4 protein-coding genes are annotated in these 2,861 nt (G+C 51.5%); all 4 read right to left on the bottom strand.

Translation table 11 applies throughout. The annotated features are described in order from the left end of the window. The coding region (locus B3W37_RS11600) for a fumarate hydratase C-terminal domain-containing protein (protein ID WP_483175883.1) at positions 1-130 on the bottom strand (130 nt) is incomplete at its 3' end. A gap of 33 nt (positions 131-163) precedes the next feature. Beyond that, complete coding sequence (locus tag B3W37_RS11595) at positions 164-1,006, bottom strand: fumarate hydratase (RefSeq protein ID WP_483169669.1); 843 nt, start codon at positions 1,004-1,006, stop codon at positions 164-166. A 21-nt stretch (positions 1,007-1,027) separates the two neighbouring features. Then, complete coding sequence (locus B3W37_RS11590) at positions 1,028-1,768, bottom strand: MBL fold metallo-hydrolase (protein ID WP_483169668.1); 741 nt, start codon at positions 1,766-1,768, stop codon at positions 1,028-1,030. An 18-nt stretch (positions 1,769-1,786) separates the two neighbouring features. Next, entirely contained in the window at positions 1,787-2,593 is an 807-nt protein-coding gene (gene murI, locus B3W37_RS11585) for a glutamate racemase (RefSeq protein ID WP_483169667.1), read from the bottom strand. Positions 2,594-2,861: the final 268 nt, after the last annotated feature.

Below are 2,861 nucleotides of genomic sequence, written 5' to 3'. Positions count from 1 at the left end.
CAATGGCTTCGATCATTCTTTTATGGGCCGCATCCCGGGCGGCGTAAATATAGCCGTCAATCAGTATTTCATCACCGACCCTGAGACTCTGTACCGCATTTTCCGTCAAGGGAGCCCGCAATCTCTTCACAAAACACACTCCTCCGCCATTTCAGATCACTGTTTATAATGTGCAGCTGCTGCGCCTGGTGGCGTGGCAGCCCAGGCTCACCGCTACCGGCAAGCAAGCGATATGAGTCGGATAGGTTTCGATATTGACCGCCAGGGCGCTGGTCTGCCCGCCCATTCCCTGGGGGCCGAACCCGAGCCGGTTTATTGCCTCCAGCAATTCGCTTTCCAGGACAGCCAGATCCGCACGGTGATGGCGTTCATCCACTGGCCTGAGCAGGGCCTTTTTAGCTAAATAGGCGGCCATCTCCATATTACCTCCTATGCCCACCCCCACAATTAACGGAGGGCAGGCATTGGCCCCGGCCTCCTTAACCACCCTGACCACAAAATCGCGCATCCCGTCCAAACCCTGCGCCGGTTTAAGCATGGTGAGCTGCCCCATATTTTCACTGCCGGCCCCTTTCGGCAGTACAGTGATATTGAAATGATCGCCTGGCAAAAGTTGATAATGGATAATCGCGGGGGTATTGTCTCCGCTGTTAATGCGCTGCAAAGGATCACTCACCACCGATTTGCGGAAATATCCATCCCGGTAGCCCTGGCGTACGCCCTCATTGACGGCCTGGTTGATGTCGCCGCCCACCACATGCACCTCCTGGCCCATATCAATGTTGACCGCCACCAGGCCGGTATCCTGACATATGGCCATTTTCTTCTCTTCAGCCATTTCGGCATTAGTCAGCAAAATTTTCAGAATCTGGCGGGCCCGGGAACTGTCTTCCCGATTATAAGCCTGGTTTAAAGCCTCTCTAATATCCGGGGGAAGCTCCACATTGGCCTTGAGAACGCATTCCCTTACTGCGGCTGTTATCTGATCACAATGTATTTCGCGCATATTCTCCCCTTTTCATGAACCTTAAATACTGATTTTCAATCCACAATAAGCCATGATCACCTGGCCGGAATAGACTGACTGTATTTCCCCGAACAATACCGACCTGTCAAAACCCGGCCACAAATGAGTAGCCACCAGAATCCCGGGTCGGGCACGCAAGGCGCCTCGAGCCAGATCCGAGGTGGTCATGTGTCCCAACCGGTGTGCCAACTCGCCATCTGCCGCCAGGAAGGAGGCCTCGCCCAGAAGGATGTCCGTCTCCCGGGCATTTTCCCACATCTCATCACTGGCAGCAGCGTCGCTGCTGTAGAACAGACTTGACTTTCCCGCCCGGCACTTCAGGCCGTAAGTCGGCAAGGGATGGGAAACCGGATAAAATTCTATATTCAACTCATCATGAGATACCTTCTGCCGAGGATGTATAGGATAGACCGTAAACTCGGGAACTGATTGCCAGTATTCGAATTGATCCCGAGGCTGATCAGGGATGTATAAATCCACAGGCCCGGCGGATTTACCCTGCAATCGACCGCCCCGAATCAAATGACGGAATGCGTGGAGATCAACGTAATGATCAGGATGAAAATGGCTGATCACCACCAGGTTTATTTCAAAAGGATCGATGTGTTTTCCCAGGCAGGACATCACCCCATGTCCGCAATCCACCAGGCAGGTAGTCTTGCCCTCTTTTATCAGATATCCGCTGCAGGCTTCACCGGTTTGGGGATAAGGCGCCCAGCATCCTATTACTCGTAATTCCATAACTTTCTCCCGAACCGATCAACAATGGGCCAGGGTTATGCTTTTGACCTCATCAATAACCTTTCCCAACAACCGTTTTCCTACACGGTAAAAGGACCGGTCATTTCCGCTGACCAGAAACTCGGAACGGGACTGGTTTTCGGCACTTTGCAGCAGATTGTGGCCGGTCAAAATGGCTTTCATCTCTGCAACCGCCTCGACAGCCGGATCAAGCAAGACGACTTCGCCAATTAAATCAGCCAAAACCTGTTTGAGAAATGGATAGTGAGTGCATCCCAATACCAGGGTGTCGATGTGCTCCTGCAGCAGCGGCGACAGGTATTCTTTAGCGGCAGCCATGGGCTCTTCGCCGGTGAGTATGCCCTCTTCTACCAGCGGCACAAAGAGCGGGCAAGCCACTTCAAAAACCCGGCAGTTTGGATCGATATCTTGAATAGCTGTACGGTAAGCCCGGCTGTTCACCGTGGCCTGCGTAGCCAGCACCCCTACCCGTTTGCTCAAAGTGCTCTGACAGGCAGCCCGTGCGCCGGCCCTGACCATCCCCACCATGGGTACGGGATAATCAGATTGAATTTTCGGCAGGGTTACCGAGGAATGTGTGCCGCAAGCCACCAGAACGGCTTTAACCTTTCTCTCCAGAAAATATGCCATTATATCACGGGCGTATTGCAGCAACTGCGCCTCGCTCTTATTGCCGTAGGGGACATGGGCGGTGTCGCCCAAATAGATAAAATCCTCCCCGGGAAGCTGTTCCAGAAAAGCTTTTACAACGGTCAGTCCTCCGACACCCGAATCAAATATACCCACGGGATGCTTGTTTCCCAATCATTACACCTCTTTTAAATTGTATAGGTTGAGTTCGTTTTATATAATCTTTAATTACCTTTTGTCATTGTAAACAAACTCATTAAATAATGTATCACTTTTACCAGCCTGCCGCCAGATAATACCACCTTAATCTCATCTTCCGCATCCTAAAAGATATGCAGAAAGGATTTATTGAGTTTTTAACAAAGTATCTGCCTATCAATACGCGATAGGCAGGGTATTTAATGCCAAGCCTGATCCCGGTTTCTAAGCTGCTTGAGTCCAG

It is taken from the genome of Syntrophomonas sp. UBA5494 (assembly GCF_002426325.1).
Note: the sequence above shows the minus strand (reverse complement) of the source record. Positions and strands in the feature narration are given on the sequence as shown.